Here is a 22,624-nt window from a genome sequence, read left to right on the forward strand (position 1 = left end):
CATGCGAGATCCCATGTCCGCTCTGACGGACGCCTTCACCAGCTTCCTGTTCGGCAAGGTCGAGACCACCCGCCTGCCCGTACGCACCTCCACCGGGCAGGCGCAGGCCGTCTACCTGCCCACCGCCGCCCCCGGACTCGGCGACTCCGGCGTCATCATCGGCCGCGAGGTCTACAGCGGCAAGGGCTACATCTACGACCCCTTCCAGCTGTACGGCCAGCAGCTCCCGGCCCCGCACTGGCTGGTCCTCGGCGAGTCCGGCAACGGCAAGTCCGCCCTGGAGAAGACGTACGTACTGCGCCAGCTCCGCTTCCGGGACCGCCAGGTCGTCGTACTCGACGCCCAGGGCGAGGACGGCGTCGGCGAGTGGAACCTCATCGCCCAGCAGCTGGGGATAACCCCCATCCGCCTGGACCCCATCGCCGCCAACGACGACGGGATCCGCCTCAACCCCCTCGACCCGGCCATCACGACGACCGGCCAGCTCGCGCTGCTCCGGACCATCATCGAAGTCGCCATGGGCCACGGCCTCGACGAACGCTCCGGCTTCGCGCTCAAGGTCGCGCACGCGTACGTCGTCGACACGATCCGCGACCGCCAGCCGGTCCTCACGGACATCGTGGAACAACTCCGCCACCCGGAGGCCGAGTCCGCGGAGGCCATGAACGTCGACATAGACGATGTCCGGGCCTGGGGCCTCGACGTCGCGCTCGTCCTCGACCGCCTGGTCGACGGCGACCTCCGCGGCATGTTCGACGGCCCCACCACCGTGGGCATCGACCTGGACGCCCCCCTCATCGTCTTCGACCTCTCCCACATCGACCGCAACTCGATCGCCATGCCGATCCTGATGGCGATCGTGGGCGTCTGGCTGGAACACACCTGGATCCGCCCGGACCGCAAGAAGCGCATCTTCCTGGTCGAAGAGGCCTGGCACATCATCAACAGCCCCTTCGTGGCCCAGCTGTTCCAACGCCTCCTGAAGTTCGGCCGCCGCCTCGGCCTGTCCTTCGTCGCCGTCGTCCACCACCTCTCGGACGTCGTCGACGGCGCGGCCGCCCGCGAGGCCGCGGCCATCCTCAAGATGGCCTCGACCCGCACGATCTACGCCCAGAAGGCGGACGAGGCCCGGGCCACGGGCCGCGTACTCGGCCTCCCGCGCTGGGCGGTGGAGATCATCCCCACCCTCACCCCAGGCATCGCGGTCTGGGACGTCAACGGCAACGTCCAGGTGGTCAAACACCTGATCACGGAGGCGGAACGCCCCCTGGTCTACACGGACCGCGCCATGACGGAGTCCTCGTCCGGGCCCCAGCTCCCCGACGACCTGCTGGCAGCCGAACTGGAGGCGGAGGAAAGAGCCCTCCTGATGGAACGCCACCGCAACGGCGGCCCGGGCTCGGCAACAACGGTGGCGTAAATGCACGACGAACGGAACGGCAAACCAGGCGGCATCCCGGACGCCCTCCTGATCGCCCTCCTGGCGTTCCTCCTGGGCCTGGCGACCCTGGTCTGGACGTCCACGGGCCTGGCCGCGCTCTTCTCGAAGGGCGCCTGGCCGGACACGGTCACGTTCACCCGCACCGCGGGCGCGGTGCGCTCCCTGATAGCTCAACCGCACGACATCCCAGGCGCCTGGCCGGACACGGCCCCGTCGGCCCTCTCGGGCTGGGGCCTGTTCTGGGGTCTCTTCATCAGCCAACTCCTGATCCTGCTCGTGCTGACGATCTTCGTGATGGGCGTGATCGCCCGCACGAAGTCCCGCCGCACCAAGCCGGGCCACCCTGCTGAGCCGGCCAACCCAGCCGATCCGCCCGGCCCAGCCAAGCCGGCAAATCCAGCCCCGCCGGCGTTTGAGGCGCGGGGGTCTGGGGGCAGAGCCCCCAGCAGCTCCGGCCCCACGATCCCGACCCCGGCCGAGCCGTACCTCCGGCCCGGGCCGCACCACCCCACCACGCTGCCCATCCCAGCCCCGGCCGCACATCCAGCCCCGCCGGCGTTCGAGGCGCCGGGGCCCGGGGCCAGCACCCCCAGCACCCCCAACAGCAACACGCACATGGCCTACGGCCTCCCGGCCCAACGCCACCCCCTGGCCCTCCAAGCCCTGGCGGCAGCGGAAGGTGCGGCCCTCGTCCTCACCTCCTCCCCCGCCCTCTGGGCGGAAACGAAGGACGCCCGCGCCAAACTCGGCCCGGTCCTCCTCTACGACCCCTCGCACCTCTGCGACACCCCGGCCCGCATGCACTGGAACCCCGCCGACGCCTGCGCCGACCGCGACACCGCCGCCGCCCGCGCGATCGCGCTCCTGGCCCCCGTACGCCCCCAGGCCCGCATGGACGCGGCCATCGCCGACACGGCGGAAACGCTCCTGCGCAGCTGGCTGCAAGCCGCGGCCCTCGACGACCGCCCGTTCAAGCAGCTGCACCGCTGGGCCCAGGGCAACAGCGCCCAGGACCCGGTCCGCATCCTCCGCACCCACCCCCAAGCCGCCCCCGGAGCCGCCGGCGAACTGGAGAGCGCCCTCACCGCCCACCCCGAACGCCGCGAGCAGGCCCAGCACCTGACGGCCCGTGCCCTCTCCTGCCTCACGTCGATCCACATCCGCGAGGCCTGCAACCCGAACCGAACAGATGCACTGACCCTCGCATCGTTCGTGGCCGAAGGGGGCACCCTCTACTTGGTGGGCGAATCGCTGGAAGATCCCCGTACCCACCCGGGTGCGATGCCGCTGCTCACCGCACTCGCCGCGAGCGTGGTCGAGCACGGCCGCCGCATGGCCGCACGGTCATCCCACGGCCGGCTCGACCCACCACTCACGCTGGTCCTGGAGGACGTCGCGGCCGTGGCGCCGATCCCCCAGCTCCCCGAGCTCCTCCAGGAAGAGACCCTCCCCCTGCTCGCCCTGTGCCGCAGCCGCGAACAGGCCCGCGCCCGCTGGCCGGAGGCAGCCGCGCTCCAGCACTAGAGCGCGCACTTGCTGGTGATCAATCATGGGGGGACCGCGTTGGAACGACGGAAGCTGATCGGGATAGGCGCAGGGCTGGCGGTCCTACCCGCCTGGTGGGCCCTGCGTCAGGTGCCGAACGGGGCCAAGAAGGACTGGCACACCGACACCGCACCGCTGGAGCAGGCGTTCCCGCTCCTCGGCCCGCTCACCGACGCCAAGTGGGTGAGCAGCCGGGACAACGACCGGAGCGGCATACCGTCACCGGAGCTCGTGATCTCGGGCTTCGCCCGGTTGGCGCCGGGGAAACTGGCCGAACTGACGGCGGCCCACGCCTTCGTCTCCCAAGAGCCGGCCGATGGCTTCTCCTCGTGGTTCGAGAAGCCCCTCAAGGGCGAAGGCCCGAAGAACCCGCAGTGGATCCGGTCGCAGGAGCTGGACCGCGACGGCGGCGGCCATCACACCACCCTCTGGTTCGACCGTCGCAGCCAAACCGTCCGCTTCCGGGCACTCAACCCGTACGGTTAGACGCGCTCCCTACGGACGTGGCACCACGTACTCGAACTCCTTCGCCCCCGGATCAGCCGGCACCGGCAGGACCTCCCCGGTCGCGCGGAACCCGAAGCGCCGATAAAAGGCCGCGGCCCGCGCGTTGTCCTCGTGCACGAAGAGCCGTACGCGCTCCAGCGCCGGCCCCTCCAGCGACCAGGCCCAGTCCAGCGCGGCAGCGAAGAGCCCCTCGGTCAGCCCGGTACCCCGCTGCTCGGGACGTACGAACACACCCACCAGGTGCCCCTGGGTCTGCTCGACGGCACGCTCGAAGAAGTCGGTGGTCCCGCCCTCCTCGACGAGCACGGTCACGGACCCGACCCACTGCCCGTCCGGTGCCTCGGCCACGAATTGCCGTGCATTCCGCCCGTGCGAAGCCCCGCTCGCCCGGTCCTGCCAGAATTCGTCCGTCCTGGCCTCGGCCTGGTCCAAGGTCTCCAGGAAGGCCACCGGTGCGGCCGGGTCCTTGAGCGCGGTGATCCGCAGCTCCTTGACCTTCTCCCACTCGTCCGCCCGTACCGCACGCATCACATACTCACTCATGCCCCGGATCCAATCACAGGTCGGCATGCCCGTGAACGCAGAAAAGCCCCGTACCGGATACCCGGTACGGGGCTTTCTACAATGATTGTTCGGCGGCGTCCTACTCTCCCACAGGGTCCCCCCTGCAGTACCATCGGCGCTGAAAGGCTTAGCTTCCGGGTTCGGAATGTAACCGGGCGTTTCCCTAACGCTATGACCACCGAAACACTATGAAATTTGAACGCTGGCATGAACACAGCTGTTCGTTATTTCAGAACTAACACAGTGGACGCGAGCAACTGAGGACAAGCCCTCGGCCTATTAGTACCAGTCAGCTCCACCCGTTACCGGGCTTCCACATCTGGCCTATCAACCCAGTCGTCTACTGGGAGCCTTACCCTCTCAAGGAGGTGGGAATACTCATCTTGAAGCAGGCTTCCCGCTTAGATGCTTTCAGCGGTTATCCCTCCCGAACGTAGCCAACCAGCCATGCCCTTGGCAGGACAACTGGCACACCAGAGGTTCGTCCGTCCCGGTCCTCTCGTACTAGGGACAGCCCTTCTCAATATTCCTACGCGCACAGCGGATAGGGACCGAACTGTCTCACGACGTTCTAAACCCAGCTCGCGTACCGCTTTAATGGGCGAACAGCCCAACCCTTGGGACCGACTCCAGCCCCAGGATGCGACGAGCCGACATCGAGGTGCCAAACCATCCCGTCGATATGGACTCTTGGGGAAGATCAGCCTGTTATCCCCGGGGTACCTTTTATCCGTTGAGCGACGGCGCTTCCACAAGCCACCGCCGGATCACTAGTCCCGACTTTCGTCCCTGCTCGACCCGTCGGTCTCACAGTCAAGCTCCCTTGTGCACTTACACTCAACACCTGATTGCCAACCAGGCTGAGGGAACCTTTGGGCGCCTCCGTTACCCTTTGGGAGGCAACCGCCCCAGTTAAACTACCCATCAGACACTGTCCCTGATCCGGATCACGGACCGAGGTTAGACATCCAGCACGACCAGAGTGGTATTTCAACGGCGACTCCACCCCAACTGGCGTTGGGGTTTCAAAGTCTCCCACCTATCCTACACAAGCCGAACCGAACACCAATATCAAACTGTAGTAAAGGTCCCGGGGTCTTTCCGTCCTGCTGCGCGAAACGAGCATCTTTACTCGTAGTGCAATTTCACCGGGCCTATGGTTGAGACAGTCGAGAAGTCGTTACGCCATTCGTGCAGGTCGGAACTTACCCGACAAGGAATTTCGCTACCTTAGGATGGTTATAGTTACCACCGCCGTTTACTGGCGCTTAAGTTCTCAGCTTCGCACACCCGAAAGTGCACTAACCGGTCCCCTTAACGTTCCAGCACCGGGCAGGCGTCAGTCCGTATACATCGCCTTACGGCTTCGCACGGACCTGTGTTTTTAGTAAACAGTCGCTTCTCGCTGGTCTCTGCGGCCACCCCCAGCTCACGGAGTAAATCCGATCACCAGTGATGGCCCCCCTTCTCCCGAAGTTACGGGGGCATTTTGCCGAGTTCCTTAACCATAGTTCACCCGAACGCCTCGGTATTCTCTACCTGACCACCTGAGTCGGTTTAGGGTACGGGCCGCCATGAAACTCGCTAGAGGCTTTTCTCGACAGCATAGGATCATCCACTTCACCACAATCGGCTCGGCATCAGGTCTCAGCCTTAACGAGGGACGGATTTGCCTACCCCTCGGCCTACACCCTTACCCCGGGACAACCACCGCCCGGGCTGGACTACCTTCCTGCGTCACCCCATCGCTTACCTACTACAAGTCTGGTTCGTCGGCTCCACCACTTTCCTTTCCCCGAAGGGTCCGGAACGGCTTCACGGACTTAGCATCGCCTGATTCGATATTGGGCGTTTCAAAGCGGGTACCGGAATATCAACCGGTTGTCCATCGACTACGCCTGTCGGCCTCGCCTTAGGTCCCGACTTACCCTGGGCAGATCAGCTTGACCCAGGAACCCTTAGTCAATCGGCGCACACGTTTCTCACGTGTGTATCGCTACTCATGCCTGCATTCTCACTCGTGAACCGTCCACAACTAGCTTCCGCTGCTGCTTCACCCGGCACACGACGCTCCCCTACCCATCACAGCGGGCGTTGGCCCTATTGCTGCAATGACACGACTTCGGCGGTACGCTTGAGCCCCGCTACATTGTCGGCGCGGAATCACTTGACCAGTGAGCTATTACGCACTCTTTCAAGGGTGGCTGCTTCTAAGCCAACCTCCTGGTTGTCTCTGCGACTCCACATCCTTTCCCACTTAGCGTACGCTTAGGGGCCTTAGTCGATGCTCTGGGCTGTTTCCCTCTCGACCATGGAGCTTATCCCCCACAGTCTCACTGCCGTGCTCTCACTTACCGGCATTCGGAGTTTGGCTAAGGTCAGTAACCCGGTAGGGCCCATCGCCTATCCAGTGCTCTACCTCCGGCAAGAAACACACGACGCTGCACCTAAATGCATTTCGGGGAGAACCAGCTATCACGGAGTTTGATTGGCCTTTCACCCCTAACCACAGGTCATCCCCCAGGTTTTCAACCCTGGTGGGTTCGGTCCTCCACGAAGTCTTACCTCCGCTTCAACCTGCCCATGGCTAGATCACTCCGCTTCGGGTCTAGAGCGTGCAACTCAATCGCCCTATTCGGACTCGCTTTCGCTACGGCTTCCCCACACGGGTTAACCTCGCTACACACCGCTAACTCGCAGGCTCATTCTTCAAAAGGCACGCAGTCACGACCCATTGGGTAAACCCAATGAGCGACGCTCCCACGGCTTGTAGGCACACGGTTTCAGGTACTATTTCACTCCGCTCCCGCGGTACTTTTCACCATTCCCTCACGGTACTATCCGCTATCGGTCACCAGGGAATATTTAGGCTTAGCGGGTGGTCCCGCCAGATTCACACGGGATTTCTCGGGCCCCGTGCTACTTGGGAGATGAGCAAGCAAGCCGCTGATGTTTCGTCTACGGGGGTCTTACCCTCTACGCCGGACCTTTCGCATGTCCTTCGACTACATCAACGGTTTCTGACTCGCCGACCGGCCGGCAGACCGATCAAGCTCATTCCCACAACCCCGCATGCGCAACCCCTGCCGGGTATCACACGCATACGGTTTGGCCTCATCCGGTTTCGCTCGCCACTACTCCCGGAATCACGGTTGTTTTCTCTTCCTGAGGGTACTGAGATGTTTCACTTCCCCTCGTTCCCTCCACACTGCCTATGTGTTCAGCAGTGGGTGACAGCCCATGACGACTGCCGGGTTTCCCCATTCGGACACCCCCGGATCAAAGCTCAGTTGGCAGCTCCCCGGGGCCTATCGCGGCCTCTCACGTCCTTCATCGGTTCCTGGTGCCAAGGCATCCACCGTGCGCCCTTAAAAACTTGGCCACAGATGCTCGCGTCCACTGTGTAGTTCTCAAACAACGACCAGCCACCCATCACCCCACCAGACAAGCTGGCGAGTTCACTGGGGCCGGCACTGAAGACATGACCTCACGGCCGTACCTTCAGGACCCAACAACGTGCCAAGCACGATCACCGCCACCTCACTGTGTTCCACGCCGAAGCAGTACTTACAGAGGGTTTAGGAAACCGTGCCAACTAATCAACGTTCCACCCATGAGCTGACCGTGCAGAACGTTTGTCTGCAATCGGTACTGTGCTCCTTAGAAAGGAGGTGATCCAGCCGCACCTTCCGGTACGGCTACCTTGTTACGACTTCGTCCCAATCGCCAGTCCCACCTTCGACAGCTCCCTCCCTTACGGGTTGGGCCACCGGCTTCGGGTGTTACCGACTTTCGTGACGTGACGGGCGGTGTGTACAAGGCCCGGGAACGTATTCACCGCAGCAATGCTGATCTGCGATTACTAGCGACTCCGACTTCATGGGGTCGAGTTGCAGACCCCAATCCGAACTGAGACCGGCTTTTTGAGATTCGCTCCACCTCACGGTATCGCAGCTCATTGTACCGGCCATTGTAGCACGTGTGCAGCCCAAGACATAAGGGGCATGATGACTTGACGTCGTCCCCACCTTCCTCCGAGTTGACCCCGGCGGTCTCCTGTGAGTCCCCATCACCCCGAAGGGCATGCTGGCAACACAGGACAAGGGTTGCGCTCGTTGCGGGACTTAACCCAACATCTCACGACACGAGCTGACGACAGCCATGCACCACCTGTATACCGACCACAAGGGGGCACTATCTCTAATGCTTTCCGGTATATGTCAAGCCTTGGTAAGGTTCTTCGCGTTGCGTCGAATTAAGCCACATGCTCCGCCGCTTGTGCGGGCCCCCGTCAATTCCTTTGAGTTTTAGCCTTGCGGCCGTACTCCCCAGGCGGGGAACTTAATGCGTTAGCTGCGGCACCGACGACGTGGAATGTCGCCAACACCTAGTTCCCAACGTTTACGGCGTGGACTACCAGGGTATCTAATCCTGTTCGCTCCCCACGCTTTCGCTCCTCAGCGTCAGTAATGGCCCAGAGATCCGCCTTCGCCACCGGTGTTCCTCCTGATATCTGCGCATTTCACCGCTACACCAGGAATTCCGATCTCCCCTACCACACTCTAGCTAGCCCGTATCGAATGCAGACCCGAGGTTAAGCCTCGGGCTTTCACATCCGACGTGACAAGCCGCCTACGAGCTCTTTACGCCCAATAATTCCGGACAACGCTTGCGCCCTACGTATTACCGCGGCTGCTGGCACGTAGTTAGCCGGCGCTTCTTCTGCAGGTACCGTCACTTTCGCTTCTTCCCTGCTGAAAGAGGTTTACAACCCGAAGGCCGTCATCCCTCACGCGGCGTCGCTGCATCAGGCTTTCGCCCATTGTGCAATATTCCCCACTGCTGCCTCCCGTAGGAGTCTGGGCCGTGTCTCAGTCCCAGTGTGGCCGGTCGCCCTCTCAGGCCGGCTACCCGTCGTCGCCTTGGTGGGCCATTACCCCACCAACAAGCTGATAGGCCGCGGGCTCATCCTTCACCGCCGGAGCTTTCAACCCCCGCCCATGCAGGCAGGAGTATTATCCGGTATTAGACCCCGTTTCCAGGGCTTGTCCCAGAGTGAAGGGCAGATTGCCCACGTGTTACTCACCCGTTCGCCACTAATCCACCCCGAAGGGCTTCATCGTTCGACTTGCATGTGTTAAGCACGCCGCCAGCGTTCGTCCTGAGCCAGGATCAAACTCTCCATGAATGTTTACCGGTAATCCGGTACACACACACTTAGAGCGGGTCAGTCATGTCGGAATATGACCGACTGACCACTGCGTCCTCGCTGTGTTGTTGCCTGCAAGCACCACCCGAAGGCGACCTCACAGGTCTTTTTCAAAGGAACCTCATCCACCGAAGTGGACGGGGTATCAACTTCTGGCGTTGATTTTTGGCACGCTGTTGAGTTCTCAAGGAACGGACGCTTCCTTTGTACTCACCCTCTCGGGCTTTCCTCCGGGCTTTCGTTCTTTCGTTCTTGCGTTTCCGACTCTATCAGATCCTTTCGGGCCTGACTCCCGGTCGAAGCGGGATTTGCTTTCCAGGTCTTCGCTTTCGCGTTTCCCTTTCCGGCGAGTCCGACTCTATCAGAAGTTTTCCACCGGATTTCCCGGCTTCAGATTCCTGGATGAGGAGTCGAGTACGCACCCGCAGAATTCGATTCCGTGGGTACGAGGGGGGTCTTGCTGATGGCTGCCGAACTTGTGCAGTTCCAGGCAACCGTTCGACTCTACAACTGGCCCTCCGAGGTGTCAAAACGAGCGCGGCCCAGGGCCCGTGACCGGGCCCCGGGCTCCCCAGCAGTCGCCGCGCCCGTTGAGCCAACCGCGGGAACGTCAGCTGCCTGAGCCTCACGCCGACCTTGTCCGCCACCCAGGTTGTTCCGCCGGCCGAAGGACTCCTCCAGCCCCCAGCACCGTTCGAAAGAGGGTGAGCCTTCAGGAGTTCCTCGATCTGTCCGGCCGACAGTTTCCGTTGGTCAAGCACCGAGGTCAGGGACCCGGCCAGGCCCGGGACGATCAGCGCTGCCGCCTCGGTCCGGCAACGATGACGGTCTGCTCGTCCAGAGCGGCGAAGACGTCTTAGACCAGCCGCTCGGCCATCCGTGGGGCCTGCGGCCTCAGCAGCGTGGCCAGGCGGCGCCGGCCGCCCTTGCGGATCTGGGCCGGTGACCCGAACCGCTCCAGCAGGGCCAGCACCGCCGGGTGCTGCAACTGCGGCCCCCGCACCCGCTCCAGCGACGGATGGATCTGGGTCACCAGGCCGTGGAGCCGGTTCGCCTCACCGTTGATTCCCCGCAGGGTGTGAGGCATCGCGGGGGCCGCGTCTCCAAGCCGAGGAAGACGTCGATGGCGCCGGTACCGATCACGTGCACGCCCCTCCATCACGCTTTCGTCCTCGGCACCGAGCTGCCGCATCCACGTTACGGAGAGCTCTTGCGGCCCGGGTGATGCCGTCGATGCATCGTTCTGGGACTCGCTCGTGTTCAACGGTATCGGCGAGGTGGAGGTCGAGGCGGAGTGTCCGGACTGCAGCCGCTTCTCGTTTCCGCTTCCTGAGCAGGGCTTCGTGATCCGATCGGTGGTCCGGCGTTTCATCTGTGGGGCGGCGGACTGCCCGCGCCGGATGTTCGCCGAGCCGTTCTCACGGTTGACCGCCCCGTACGCACGGTTTACGACCCGGCTCAACCGCGCCCGGGAGCGGGTGGGGCTCGCACTGGCCGGGCGGGCAGGCTGTCGGCCCAGCTGGGCTTCGGCGCGGGGCGGATGACCTTGTTACGCAGGGGCATGGCATTGCCCGATCCACGGTTCAGTACTCCGCGTGTGCTGGGCATGCACGACCTCGCGATCCGTCGCGGCCAGACCTACTCACCGACCGGTTCCATCTGTGGCAGGGCCTCGGCCGGACGTGGAGGCCTGCGACGCCGCCCACCGCGACTACCTGCGGAGCCCGTCGCCCAGCGGCACGCTGCTGGAGGCGATCGGCCCGGAGACCCGCCTGTCGGCGGGCCGAGCGCAACCGGAGCGGCGATTCGCCGCAGGATGCACCGGTGTCACCCGACTGCACGGCGAGCTGGTCGCCGAGCACGCTCGTGTCACCTAGGCATGGTCCGCGCGCACATTGCCACTTTGCGCGGGGCTCCATCCGGTGCACCGCCACTGCCGCCGACAGTGCGGCAGGTGACCGGCTGCCTCACCCGTCCCCCCGCGACCCTGACCGAGGAAGCCCGGACCGGCCTGAAGGAGATCCTGGCCCGCTGCCCCGAACTGGACACGGCAGCCGGACATGTCCGCGACTTCGGCGAGATCCTCACCGACCGCCTCGGCTCCGCTCTCCACCTGGATCGATGCAGTCAACGCCAGTCGGCTACCCGGTCTCACCGGCTTCGCGCTCCAAGGGCGATGCCGCGTAGGCGTCCCAAGGCCGTCCGCGCAGAGCGGTGGCGGCCACGATGGCAGTATCCGGCCCTGAGGGTCCACGGTGTCTCCGCGCGAACTCGTACAGCGATCCGTCGGGTCGAAGACCAGGAGATGTGGCCCAACTCGGTCGCGAATGCGCTCTCTCGCTTCGAGTGGGCCTTCAAGCAACCTGGCCGCTATATGAACGCCTCCGAGGCCTGCTCGCCTGGGATAGAGGTGGAAGACGCTCGTGACGATCTGGAGCGGGCGATGCTGCACCTTCCTCCTGGAGCCAAACGGGACTTGGGTCGACTGATCACGCGCATCGATGAGGAATTCGAGCGCCGCACCTTGCCGGAGCCCGACTACATCGAGTGGGCAATGGACGGCTGGTGGTGGACCAGGATGCGTGAACGCTGACGGACCCGGCCTCGTGCCCCGCGACAGCTCCCCAAGGTCTGTGCCGGAACCCCGAACCCATCAACATTGATCATGTGCCGGACCTCCGATGTGCCTCCCCTACGGCTCGGGTCGATGGGCAGATGAGGCGGGCCAGGCGGGCCTACAGACACGGCAACTGTCACATGGCATGCGTGGCCGCGAGCGCAGCCGGCCGCGGCCGGTACGGCGTGCCAAAAGACGGCCAGCGGCAGGGGAGGGGCGGCCTCTTGCGCACGGTCGGCCGACTGCCGGGCCTGAGTCGGCCGGGGCGCCGTACCCCCGCCGTCACGAATGACGGGTGCGTGAGGCGAACACACCACCGGGCATGGGCGGGCGGGGGAGCAGCTGCTGCCGCGATGTGGTGCCGGCCGGTGTGGTCGCTCCGCGTCCGTACCGGTCTCGCTGTGGCTGATGAGCGCGCCGGTCAGTGAACTTCGAGGTCAGAGGTTGACGCGCTTCAGGTAGACGCGGCTGCGGTGGGGGATGGTCTGGTACCAGAGCATCAGGTGCTCGTCTTCGTACGTACGCAGGCGCATGGGGCTGGGGTCTTCGTAGAGGCTGCCGTCCTTGGGGTCGATGGCCATCGACGCCAGGTCGACCAGGCCCTCCATGACGACGGCCACCAGCTCCTGCTGCTCCGCGGGCATGTCTCCGAGTACCCACAGCCGGCTCGGATCGCACTCCCAGGCCCAGCCGGCCTCGTTCTCCACTCCCTCACCCCGCAGGGTCACTGACCGATCTCCCGCTGGGCCTCGGCGAGGATGCGGCTGCTGGTCTCCATGGCCGACCGGAACTGTTCCTCCGTGGCGGCCGGGTCGCCGGCGGTGCGCTCGGCCTCCAGCAGCGCCGCGGCGCGGGCGGGCCGGCGGTGGATGGCCACGTGCGTGGCCCACTTGATCAAGAAGAAGCGGAGCGGGTTGATGGCACCCGTCTCCGCGGCGCGGTCGAACGCCGCATGGCATTCCCTGTCGAACTCGGCGAGGTGCGCCATGTCGATCCGGCGCACGGCGTCCCGCAGGGCTTCGCGCGTCATGGCCGGCTGGGGGATGAGCGGACCGTCGTCTTCGAGGTGCTGTGCTGTCATCGTGCCTCCAGGGGAACGTGGCCAGGATAGCGACCGGCTCTGTCGGAAGCCCCGTGAACGCAGAAAAGCCCCGTACCGGATACCCGGTACGGGGCTTTCTACAATGATTGTTCGGCGGCGTCCTACTCTCCCACAGGGTCCCCCCTGCAGTACCATCGGCGCTGAAAGGCTTAGCTTCCGGGTTCGGAATGTAACCGGGCGTTTCCCTAACGCTATGACCACCGAAACACTATGAAATTTGAACGCTGGCATGAACACAGCTGTTCGTTATTTCAGAACTAACACAGTGGACGCGAGCAACTGAGGACAAGCCCTCGGCCTATTAGTACCAGTCAGCTCCACCCGTTACCGGGCTTCCACATCTGGCCTATCAACCCAGTCGTCTACTGGGAGCCTTACCCTCTCAAGGAGGTGGGAATACTCATCTTGAAGCAGGCTTCCCGCTTAGATGCTTTCAGCGGTTATCCCTCCCGAACGTAGCCAACCAGCCATGCCCTTGGCAGGACAACTGGCACACCAGAGGTTCGTCCGTCCCGGTCCTCTCGTACTAGGGACAGCCCTTCTCAATATTCCTACGCGCACAGCGGATAGGGACCGAACTGTCTCACGACGTTCTAAACCCAGCTCGCGTACCGCTTTAATGGGCGAACAGCCCAACCCTTGGGACCGACTCCAGCCCCAGGATGCGACGAGCCGACATCGAGGTGCCAAACCATCCCGTCGATATGGACTCTTGGGGAAGATCAGCCTGTTATCCCCGGGGTACCTTTTATCCGTTGAGCGACGGCGCTTCCACAAGCCACCGCCGGATCACTAGTCCCGACTTTCGTCCCTGCTCGACCCGTCGGTCTCACAGTCAAGCTCCCTTGTGCACTTACACTCAACACCTGATTGCCAACCAGGCTGAGGGAACCTTTGGGCGCCTCCGTTACCCTTTGGGAGGCAACCGCCCCAGTTAAACTACCCATCAGACACTGTCCCTGATCCGGATCACGGACCGAGGTTAGACATCCAGCACGACCAGAGTGGTATTTCAACGGCGACTCCACCCCAACTGGCGTTGGGGTTTCAAAGTCTCCCACCTATCCTACACAAGCCGAACCGAACACCAATATCAAACTGTAGTAAAGGTCCCGGGGTCTTTCCGTCCTGCTGCGCGAAACGAGCATCTTTACTCGTAGTGCAATTTCACCGGGCCTATGGTTGAGACAGTCGAGAAGTCGTTACGCCATTCGTGCAGGTCGGAACTTACCCGACAAGGAATTTCGCTACCTTAGGATGGTTATAGTTACCACCGCCGTTTACTGGCGCTTAAGTTCTCAGCTTCGCACACCCGAAAGTGCACTAACCGGTCCCCTTAACGTTCCAGCACCGGGCAGGCGTCAGTCCGTATACATCGCCTTACGGCTTCGCACGGACCTGTGTTTTTAGTAAACAGTCGCTTCTCGCTGGTCTCTGCGGCCACCCCCAGCTCACGGAGTAAATCCGATCACCAGTGATGGCCCCCCTTCTCCCGAAGTTACGGGGGCATTTTGCCGAGTTCCTTAACCATAGTTCACCCGAACGCCTCGGTATTCTCTACCTGACCACCTGAGTCGGTTTAGGGTACGGGCCGCCATGAAACTCGCTAGAGGCTTTTCTCGACAGCATAGGATCATCCACTTCACCACAATCGGCTCGGCATCAGGTCTCAGCCTTAATGAGGGACGGATTTGCCTACCCCTCGGCCTACACCCTTACCCCGGGACAACCACCGCCCGGGCTGGACTACCTTCCTGCGTCACCCCATCGCTTACCTACTACAAGTCTGGTTCGTCGGCTCCACCACTTTCCTTTCCCCGAAGGGTCCGGAACGGCTTCACGGACTTAGCATCGCCTGATTCGATATTGGGCGTTTCAAAGCGGGTACCGGAATATCAACCGGTTGTCCATCGACTACGCCTGTCGGCCTCGCCTTAGGTCCCGACTTACCCTGGGCAGATCAGCTTGACCCAGGAACCCTTAGTCAATCGGCGCACACGTTTCTCACGTGTGTATCGCTACTCATGCCTGCATTCTCACTCGTGAACCGTCCACAACTAGCTTCCGCTGCTGCTTCACCCGGCACACGACGCTCCCCTACCCATCACAGCGGGCGTTGGCCCTATTGCTGCAATGACACGACTTCGGCGGTACGCTTGAGCCCCGCTACATTGTCGGCGCGGAATCACTTGACCAGTGAGCTATTACGCACTCTTTCAAGGGTGGCTGCTTCTAAGCCAACCTCCTGGTTGTCTCTGCGACTCCACATCCTTTCCCACTTAGCGTACGCTTAGGGGCCTTAGTCGATGCTCTGGGCTGTTTCCCTCTCGACCATGGAGCTTATCCCCCACAGTCTCACTGCCGTGCTCTCACTTACCGGCATTCGGAGTTTGGCTAAGGTCAGTAACCCGGTAGGGCCCATCGCCTATCCAGTGCTCTACCTCCGGCAAGAAACACACGACGCTGCACCTAAATGCATTTCGGGGAGAACCAGCTATCACGGAGTTTGATTGGCCTTTCACCCCTAACCACAGGTCATCCCCCAGGTTTTCAACCCTGGTGGGTTCGGTCCTCCACGAAGTCTTACCTCCGCTTCAACCTGCCCATGGCTAGATCACTCCGCTTCGGGTCTAGAGCGTGCAACTCAATCGCCCTATTCGGACTCGCTTTCGCTACGGCTTCCCCACACGGGTTAACCTCGCTACACACCGCTAACTCGCAGGCTCATTCTTCAAAAGGCACGCAGTCACGACTGCATGTGCAAGCACATACAGCGACGCTCCCACGGCTTGTAGGCACACGGTTTCAGGTACTATTTCACTCCGCTCCCGCGGTACTTTTCACCATTCCCTCACGGTACTATCCGCTATCGGTCACCAGGGAATATTTAGGCTTAGCGGGTGGTCCCGCCAGATTCACACGGGATTTCTCGGGCCCCGTGCTACTTGGGAGATGAGCAAGCAAGCCGCTGATGTTTCGTCTACGGGGGTCTTACCCTCTACGCCGGACCTTTCGCATGTCCTTCGACTACATCAACGGTTTCTGACTCGCCGACCGGCCGGCAGACCGATCAAGCTCATTCCCACAACCCCGCATGCGCAACCCCTGCCGGGTATCACACGCATACGGTTTGGCCTCATCCGGTTTCGCTCGCCACTACTCCCGGAATCACGGTTGTTTTCTCTTCCTGAGGGTACTGAGATGTTTCACTTCCCCTCGTTCCCTCCACACTGCCTATGTGTTCAGCAGTGGGTGACAGCCCATGACGACTGCCGGGTTTCCCCATTCGGACACCCCCGGATCAAAGCTCAGTTGGCAGCTCCCCGGGGCCTATCGCGGCCTCTCACGTCCTTCATCGGTTCCTGGTGCCAAGGCATCCACCGTGCGCCCTTAAAAACTTGGCCACAGATGCTCGCGTCCACTGTGTAGTTCTCAAACAACGACCAGCCACCCATCACCCCACCAGACAAGCTGGCGAGTTCACTGGGGCCGGCACTGAAGACATGACCTTACGGCCGTACCTTCAGGACCCAACAACGTGCCAAGCACGATCCTCCGTCAGTGACTCACTTTCCACGCCGAAGCAGTACTCGTGATCCATCCGGAAAACCGTGCCAACTAATCAACGTTCCACCCATGAGCTGACCGTGCAGAACGTTTGTCTGCAATCGGTACTGTGCTCCTTAGAAAGGAGGTGATCCAGCCGCACCTTCCGGTACGGCTACCTTGTTACGACTTCGTCCCAATCGCCAGTCCCACCTTCGACAGCTCCCTCCCTTACGGGTTGGGCCACCGGCTTCGGGTGTTACCGACTTTCGTGACGTGACGGGCGGTGTGTACAAGGCCCGGGAACGTATTCACCGCAGCAATGCTGATCTGCGATTACTAGCGACTCCGACTTCATGGGGTCGAGTTGCAGACCCCAATCCGAACTGAGACCGGCTTTTTGAGATTCGCTCCACCTCACGGTATCGCAGCTCATTGTACCGGCCATTGTAGCACGTGTGCAGCCCAAGACATAAGGGGCATGATGACTTGACGTCGTCCCCACCTTCCTCCGAGTTGACCCCGGCGGTCTCCTGTGAGTCCCCATCACCCCGAAGGGCATGCTGGCAACACAGGACAAGGGTTGCGCTCGTTGCGGGACTTAACCCAACATCTCACGACACGAGCTGACGACAGCCATGCACCACCTGTATACCGACCACAAGGGGGGCACTATCTCTAATGCTTTCCGGTATATGTCAAGCCTTGGTAAGGTTCTTCGCGTTGCGTCGAATTAAGCCACATGCTCCGCCGCTTGTGCGGGCCCCCGTCAATTCCTTTGAGTTTTAGCCTTGCGGCCGTACTCCCCAGGCGGGGAACTTAATGCGTTAGCTGCGGCACCGACGACGTGGAATGTCGCCAACACCTAGTTCCCAACGTTTACGGCGTGGACTACCAGGGTATCTAATCCTGTTCGCTCCCCACGCTTTCGCTCCTCAGCGTCAGTAATGGCCCAGAGATCCGCCTTCGCCACCGGTGTTCCTCCTGATATCTGCGCATTTCACCGCTACACCAGGAATTCCGATCTCCCCTACCACACTCTAGCTAGCCCGTATCGAATGCAGACCCGAGGTTAAGCCTCGGGCTTTCACATCCGACGTGACAAGCCGCCTACGAGCTCTTTACGCCCAATAATTCCGGACAACGCTTGCGCCCTACGTATTACCGCGGCTGCTGGCACGTAGTTAGCCGGCGCTTCTTCTGCAGGTACCGTCACTTTCGCTTCTTCCCTGCTGAAAGAGGTTTACAACCCGAAGGCCGTCATCCCTCACGCGGCGTCGCTGCATCAGGCTTTCGCCCATTGTGCAATATTCCCCACTGCTGCCTCCCGTAGGAGTCTGGGCCGTGTCTCAGTCCCAGTGTGGCCGGTCGCCCTCTCAGGCCGGCTACCCGTCGTCGCCTTGGTGGGCCATTACCCCACCAACAAGCTGATAGGCCGCGGGCTCATCCTTCACCGCCGGAGCTTTCAACCCCCGCCCATGCAGGCAGGAGTATTATCCGGTATTAGACCCCGTTTCCAGGGCTTGTCCCAGAGTGAAGGGCAGATTGCCCACGTGTTACTCACCCGTTCGCCACTAATCCACCCCGAAGGGCTTCATCGTTCGACTTGCATGTGTTAAGCACGCCGCCAGCGTTCGTCCTGAGCCAGGATCAAACTCTCCATGAATGTTTACCGGTAATCCGGTACACACACACTTAGAGCGGGTCAGTCATGTCGGAATATGACCGACTGACCACTGCGTCCTCGCTGTGTTGTTGCCTGCAAGCACCACCCGAAGGCGACCTCACAGGTCTTTTTCAAAGGAACCTCATCCACCGAAGTGGACGGGGTATCAACTTCTGGCGTTGATTTTTGGCACGCTGTTGAGTTCTCAAGGAACGGACGCTTCCTTTGTACTCACCCTCTCGGGCTTTCCTCCGGGCTTTCGCTCTTCGTTCTTGCGTTTCCGACTCTATCAGATCCTTTCGGGCCTGACCCCCAGTCAGCGGGGTTTGCCTTCCGGGCTGTTGGGCCCTTCCGACTCCCAGAACTCTAGTGGATTTCCCGGCCGATTCATAATCGGCCTTCGGAAATCAATTCGGGCATGCCGAATTCGTTCCCGGTGGGAGATCGTGCTGAGTTGGGTGCCGCAACGAGGCGGCGGGAGGTGCCGTCGCCAAAACCTTCCGGCTCTGGGACAACTCGAAGAACCTTACGGATCCACGGGGTCGGTGTCAACCCCACAGCTCAGGCGCCGGTCAGCTCCGCGACTGGAGGTCCTCCACGCGGTCCAGGAGCCGGGTGAGCATGTCGCCCAGCACTCCCCGTTCCGCCGTGGAGAGGTCCTGGAGGAGGTCCTCCTCGAAGACCGTGGCCGCCCGCATGGCGTCGAGCCACTTGCTGCGGCCTTCGTCCGTGAGCTCCACGATCACGCGGACCCGGTTGGACTCGTCCCGCTCGCGCGTCACCAGTCCCTCCGCCGTCATGCGGTCGATCCGGTGGGTCATCGCCGCCGGCGTGAGGCCCAGCTGCTTCGCGAGTTCGCTCGGGCCCATCCGGTAAGGGGCTCCGGAGATGACGAGGGCCTTGAGGACCTCCCATTCCGCGTTGCTGATGCCCAGAGCGGCGGTCTGCCGTCCGTACGCGACGTTCATGCGGCGGTTCAGCCGGCTCAGGGCCGAGACCACCTTCTCGACCTGCGGATCGAGGTCCTGGAACTCGCGCTGATAGACGGCGATCTGCTCGTCGAGGCTCGGCTCGTGGACGGGCGCGGTGCCGTCGGGGGTGTCACCCATGGTTCGAAGTATCGCACGGGCCCGTTGGCGTCTAACTCCTTCGATGTGTAGAGTTAAGGATCGAAGTTTAGGTATGAAGTCTTCGGGCTTCAGTTCTCAAAGGCAGGTGAGAAGTGACCAAGGTGATGGGCGCTGCGATGCGGCGGATCCAGGCCGGCAACGCGTTGACCGCGTTCGGCATCGGTTTCACGGTTCCGTTCCTCTACATCTACGTGGCGCAGGTGCGAGGTCTGGGCTCCATGGCGGCCACGAGCGCGTTCGTGGCCTTCGCCGTCAGTGCCCTGGTCGCGCTGCCCCTCACCGGTCGGGTCATCGACCGCCGAGGTCCCGTCCCCGTGGTCATCGGTGCGGCCGTCGCCGCCTCGGCCGGCGCCCTCTCGCTCGGGCTGTCCACCGGGATCGTGCCGATCCTGCTGTCCGCCCTGGCGCTCGGCGCCGGGCAGGCCGTCATGCAGCCCGCGCTGGCCACGATGATCGTGTGGTGCTCGACGCCGGGCACCCGGACGCGTGCCTTCGCGCTCCAGTTCTTCATGCAGAACCTGGGTCTGGGCATCGGCGGCCTCATCGGCGGCCAGATCGTCGACGAGAGCCGGCCCGCCAGCTTCACCCTGCTGTTCGGCATCGAGGCCGTGATGTTCCTGGTCCTGGCCGGGGTCATCCTCACCGTACGGATGCCGCACGCGCCGAGCATCAAGGACGCCGTGCCGCGGGACGAGTCCCGGTCGGGCAGTGCGTGGAAGCGGCTGCTCGAACACAAGGCCATGGTCAAGCTGCTGGTCCTGGGCTTCGTGATCTTCTTCGCCTGCTACGGGCAGTTCGAATCCGGTCTCGCCGCCTTCGGTACCGAGGCCGCCGGGATCTCCCCGTCCACCCTCGGCTTCGCGCTGGCCGCCAACACCGGTGCGATCGTCGTGGCGCAGTTCGTCGTGCTGAAGCTGGTCGAGAAGCGCCGCCGGTCCCGGGTGATCGCGCTGGTCGGCCTGATCTGGACCGTGGCGTGGGTCATCGCCGGGTTCTCGGGGCTGGGACACGGCAGCGCGATGATGGCCGCCGCCGCGTTCATCACCACGTACGCGCTCTTCGGCATCGGCGAGGCGATGCTGTCGCCGACCCTGGCCCCGCTGGTGGCCGACCTCGCGCCGGAGGGTTCGGTGGGCCAGTACAACTCGGCCTTCGCGCTGGTCAAGCAGATGGCGCTGGCTCTCGGGCCGCTGGGCGTGCCGCTGGGTGCGGGTGTGCCGATGCTCTACATCGGGGTGTTCGTCGTGGTCTCGCTGGGGATCGCGTGGCTGTCGCTGCGGCTCGGCAAGCAGCTGAGCGCGGTGCAGGACAAGCCGTCGCTGCTGAAGGGCGAGGCGGTGCCGGCGGTGGTCGTGCCGGCCGCCGAGCCCGCGCGCGTGCCCGCGTAGGAGCGAAGCGATACGAGATACGCGAAAGGCCCGGTCCCCCGTGGACCGGGCCTTTCGCGTATCCGCTACTTGTCCGGCAGGGCGAACTCGCACCAGACGGCCTTGCCGCCGCCCGGGGTGCGGCGCGAGCCCCAGGAGGAGGCGATGGTCGCGATGATCGAGATGCCGCGGCCGGTCTCGTCGGCCGGTTCGGCGCGGCGGCGGCGCGGGAGGTGGTCGTCCCCGTCTGTGACCTCGATGATCAGGCGGCGGTCGGTGCGGCGCAGCCGCAGCCGCATGGGCGGGGTGCCGTGCTGGAGGGAGTTCGCCACGAGCTCGCTGGCGGCGAGGACGCCGAGGTCGCACAGCTCGACCGGGAAGCGCCAGGAGGCGAGGACTCCGGAGGCGAAGGCACGGGCGCGCGGGGCGGCCTCGACTCCGCCGAGGAGTTCCAGCGCGGCGTTGTGGAAGAGCTCGGCGTCGGCCCCGGTGCGGCTCGGCTGCTGGAGGACCATGACGGCGACGTCGTCGTCGTGGTCGGCGTCCACGCCGAGGGCGCGCATCAGGCGGTCGCAGATGACCGCGGGGGTGCCCTGGGCGCCGGAGAGCGCGCGTTCCAGGGCGGCGACGCCCTCGTCGATGTCCTCCCCGCGCCGTTCGACGAGGCCGTCCGTGTAGAGGACGGCGGTGGAGCCGGGGCCCAGCGCGATGGTGCCGGAGGTGTGCAGCCAACCGCCGGTGCCGAGCGGTGGCCCGGTGGGGTCGGCCGCCCGGCGTACGGTGCCGTCCTCGTCGCGGACGAGGATCGGGAGGTGGCCGGCGGAGGCGTACGCGAGCAGGCCCTCGTTGGGGTCGTGGACGGCGTAGACGCAGGTGGCGATCTGGCTGGCGTCGATCTCGGCGGCGAGCCCGTCGAGGAGCTGGAGCACCTCGTGCGGGGGCAGGTCGAGGCGGGCGTAGGCGCGGACGGCGGTGCGCAGCTGGCCCATGACGGCGGCGGCGCGGACGCCGCGGCCCATGACGTCGCCGATGACGAGGGCGGTGCGGCCGGCGCCGAGGGTGATGACGTCGTACCAGTCGCCGCCGACGGCGGCCTCGGTGCCGCCGGGCTGGTAGGTGGCGGCGATGCGGAGGTCGTCGGGCTGTTCGAGTTCCTGCGGGAGGAGGGAGCGCTGGAGGGTGACGGCGGCCTCGCGCTGGCGGCGCTCGCTGGCGCGCAGCCGTTCGACGGCTTCGGCGTGGTCGCTGACGTCGGCGAGGTGGATCAGGACCCCGGTGTGGTGGGGGTCGGCTTCGCCTTCGGTGGCGGCCTTGGGGAACTCGACGGGGGTACAGGTGACCGTGTACGAGCTGGTGCCGCCGGGGGCGGTGCGGTTCTTGGCGGTACGGGGCTTGCCGCTGCGCTGGACCTGGTCGAGGAGCGGGAGGAGGCCGAGCTCGCCGAGTTCGGGGAGGGCGTCGTGGGCGGGTGCGCCGGTGGGGCGGGGGCCGAATCCGGCGGTGTAGGCGTCGTTGACGTAGGCGACGCGGTGTTCGGGGCCGTGGACGAGGGCGACGAGGGCCGGGAGCCGGCCGAGGACCTCCCGTACGGAGAGCTCGTCGAGGGAGGGCACGGCGGCGAGGACGCCGCTGCCCGGGCCGGTGCTCGGGCCGGTGCCCGGGCCGTTGCCCGAGCCCGTCCCGGTGCCGGAGACCGTGGGGTCCGCGGGGCCGCCGTCCGGCGCCGTGGCCGGGCGGGCCGCGGCGCCGCGGGCTGCCGGGACGGCGCCCTCACCCCGTTTGGCCTGGGCGGCGGCGTGCTCGGACCGGGCGGCGGCGCGGCGCTGCGTTCCGGGAAAACGGGCGCTCCAGCGCGTGAAGTTCACTGCGTTCAAGCCTCGTGGTGTCGCAAGTGGTCGCTGTGCCGTGAATGTCACTGTGTGCAGGCGTG

Annotated in this window: 11 protein-coding genes, 6 rRNA genes and 1 pseudogene; 6 read left to right on the plus strand and 12 right to left on the minus strand. The window is 63.8% G+C overall.

Going from position 1 to position 22,624, the window contains the following annotated elements:
* The first annotated feature begins 1 nt into the window (after position 1).
* The 3 genes from OG509_RS17850 to OG509_RS17860 are packed head-to-tail and all read left to right on the plus strand — an operon-like array spanning position 2 to position 3,472.
* Positions 2–1,420, plus strand: a complete 1,419-nt coding sequence (locus OG509_RS17850; protein ID WP_030157141.1) for an ATP-binding protein — start codon at positions 2–4, stop codon at positions 1,418–1,420.
* Positions 1,421–2,965, plus strand: a complete 1,545-nt coding sequence (locus OG509_RS17855; protein WP_406183510.1) for a type VI secretion protein — start codon at positions 1,421–1,423, stop codon at positions 2,963–2,965.
* Positions 2,966–3,004: 39 nt separating this feature from the next.
* On the plus strand, positions 3,005–3,472 hold the full coding sequence (locus OG509_RS17860) for a hypothetical protein (protein ID WP_406183511.1): 468 nt from the start codon (positions 3,005–3,007) through the stop codon (positions 3,470–3,472).
* A 9-nt stretch (positions 3,473–3,481) separates the two neighbouring features.
* Here OG509_RS17860 and OG509_RS17865 read toward each other — a convergent pair whose 3' ends face one another.
* From OG509_RS17865 to OG509_RS17885, 5 genes and pseudogenes are all read right to left on the minus strand, one after another.
* Positions 3,482–4,036 carry a GNAT family N-acetyltransferase gene (locus OG509_RS17865; RefSeq protein WP_406183512.1) on the minus strand — a complete coding sequence of 185 codons (555 nt, stop codon included), beginning with the start codon at positions 4,034–4,036 and terminating at the stop codon, positions 3,482–3,484.
* Positions 4,037–4,123: 87 nt separating this feature from the next.
* Positions 4,124–4,240 (minus strand): 5S ribosomal RNA (rrf, locus tag OG509_RS17870).
* 76 nt (positions 4,241–4,316) lie between these two features.
* A 23S ribosomal RNA gene (locus tag OG509_RS17875) occupies positions 4,317–7,439 on the minus strand.
* A gap of 282 nt (positions 7,440–7,721) precedes the next feature.
* Positions 7,722–9,245 (minus strand): 16S ribosomal RNA (locus OG509_RS17880).
* The 16S, 23S and 5S rRNA genes sit together here, the layout of an rRNA operon.
* 716 nt (positions 9,246–9,961) lie before the next feature.
* Positions 9,962–10,317, minus strand: a pseudogene (locus tag OG509_RS17885) (IS110 family transposase); the annotation flags it as partial.
* 610 nt (positions 10,318–10,927) lie between these two features.
* On the opposite strand from OG509_RS17885, the gene OG509_RS17890 reads away from it, so the two are divergent.
* Positions 10,928–11,143, plus strand: a complete 216-nt coding sequence (locus tag OG509_RS17890; RefSeq protein WP_406183513.1) for a hypothetical protein — start codon at positions 10,928–10,930, stop codon at positions 11,141–11,143.
* A 77-nt stretch (positions 11,144–11,220) separates the two neighbouring features.
* Positions 11,221–11,859, plus strand: coding sequence for a hypothetical protein (locus tag OG509_RS17895; RefSeq protein ID WP_406183514.1), 639 nt, complete (start codon positions 11,221–11,223; stop codon positions 11,857–11,859).
* A 461-nt stretch (positions 11,860–12,320) separates the two neighbouring features.
* On the opposite strand, the gene OG509_RS17900 is transcribed toward OG509_RS17895, so the two are convergent.
* The 6 genes from OG509_RS17900 to OG509_RS17925 form a co-directional block, all read right to left on the minus strand.
* Positions 12,321–12,611 carry a hypothetical protein gene (locus tag OG509_RS17900; RefSeq protein ID WP_385591788.1) on the minus strand — a complete coding sequence of 97 codons (291 nt, stop codon included), beginning with the start codon at positions 12,609–12,611 and terminating at the stop codon, positions 12,321–12,323.
* Complete coding sequence (locus OG509_RS17905; protein ID WP_403743254.1) at positions 12,608–12,964, minus strand: DUF6247 family protein; 357 nt, start codon at positions 12,962–12,964, stop codon at positions 12,608–12,610. The genes OG509_RS17900 and OG509_RS17905 overlap by 4 nt, the downstream gene beginning before the upstream one ends.
* A gap of 109 nt (positions 12,965–13,073) precedes the next feature.
* Positions 13,074–13,190, minus strand: a 5S ribosomal RNA gene (gene rrf, locus OG509_RS17910).
* A gap of 76 nt (positions 13,191–13,266) precedes the next feature.
* Positions 13,267–16,389 (minus strand): 23S ribosomal RNA (locus OG509_RS17915).
* 283 nt (positions 16,390–16,672) lie between these two features.
* Positions 16,673–18,197 (minus strand): 16S ribosomal RNA (locus OG509_RS17920).
* Positions 18,198–18,769: 572 nt separating this feature from the next.
* The gene (locus OG509_RS17925; RefSeq protein WP_134073164.1) at positions 18,770–19,306 is read right to left on the minus strand and encodes a MarR family winged helix-turn-helix transcriptional regulator; all 537 of its coding nucleotides are present in this window, start codon (positions 19,304–19,306) and stop codon (positions 18,770–18,772) included.
* A gap of 113 nt (positions 19,307–19,419) precedes the next feature.
* Between OG509_RS17925 and OG509_RS17930 the strand changes: the two genes are divergently transcribed.
* Positions 19,420–20,715, plus strand: a complete 1,296-nt coding sequence (locus OG509_RS17930; RefSeq protein ID WP_406183515.1) for an MFS transporter — start codon at positions 19,420–19,422, stop codon at positions 20,713–20,715.
* A 65-nt stretch (positions 20,716–20,780) separates the two neighbouring features.
* Here the strand turns inward: OG509_RS17930 and OG509_RS17935 are convergent, their stop codons facing one another.
* The gene (locus OG509_RS17935; RefSeq protein WP_406187614.1) at positions 20,781–22,559 is read right to left on the minus strand and encodes a SpoIIE family protein phosphatase; all 1,779 of its coding nucleotides are present in this window, start codon (positions 22,557–22,559) and stop codon (positions 20,781–20,783) included.
* Between the last annotated feature and the right edge of the window lie 65 nt (positions 22,560–22,624).

It is taken from the genome of Streptomyces sp. NBC_01006, from assembly GCF_045162725.1.
Classification (GTDB): Bacteria; Actinomycetota; Actinomycetes; order Streptomycetales; family Streptomycetaceae; genus Streptomyces.